Origin of the sequence: Streptomyces sp. SID11385, assembly GCF_010548245.1 — a bacterium.
Taxonomy (GTDB): Bacteria; Actinomycetota; Actinomycetes; order Streptomycetales; family Streptomycetaceae; genus Streptomyces.
Genome location: NZ_JAAGLR010000551.1, coordinates 1 through 690 on the forward strand (window position 1 = coordinate 1; position 690 = coordinate 690).

General features: G+C 79.3%; 1 pseudogene. It reads left to right on the forward strand.

What is annotated here, in order from left to right:
* Nucleotides 1–690 (forward strand): annotated as a pseudogene (locus G3I42_RS16760) (serine/threonine protein kinase); the annotation flags it as partial.

A 690-nucleotide genomic window follows, 5' to 3' on the forward strand; every position in this document is an offset into this window, starting at 1 on the left:
GGTCCCGCCGTGGGCCCGAGCGCCCCCGTACCGCAGCGCCTCACCCCGCAGCCCCCCGTACCGCGTTCCCCGGCCCCGCAGACCCACCGGGCACCGAACGAGGTGCCGCCGGACGACCCCGGAACCCGGGACCCGTACGCGCCCGCGCAGCCCGCCCCGTACGCCGCCCCCTCGTCCCCCGCCTGGGATTCCCCCGTGTCCGGGTACGGCCCCGGCAACGCCGTCGAGGCGGAGCGGGCGCGGCAGGTGCGGATGGTGGTGGTCGGGCCCGTCACCGAGCGGTGGGCGCCCGAGCAGGCCGGGCCCGTGCGCGGGACGTGGCAGCTCGCGGCCCCCGTCGGGCCCGCGACCGACCTGTGGGCGCTCGGCGTGCTGCTCTTCCGCGCGGTGCAGGGGCACGGCCCCTACCCGGAGGAGAGCACCGCCGAGCTCGTCCACATGGTGTGCGCGGAGGCGCCCGCGTTCGCCGAGGAGTGCGGCCCGCTGCGGCCCGTCGTGGAGTCGCTGCTGCGCCAGGACCCCACCGAGCGGCCGGACTTCGAGGAGCTGCGGGGCTGGCTGCGTTCTCTCGTACGGTCCGCGCCCGAGCCGGACGCGGGCGCGCACCTCGTGCCCGCGCCGGCCTTCGACCCGGCCGCGCTGCCCATCAAGCGGCGGCGCGGGGAGCTGGTACGGCGCAAGCGGCGCCCG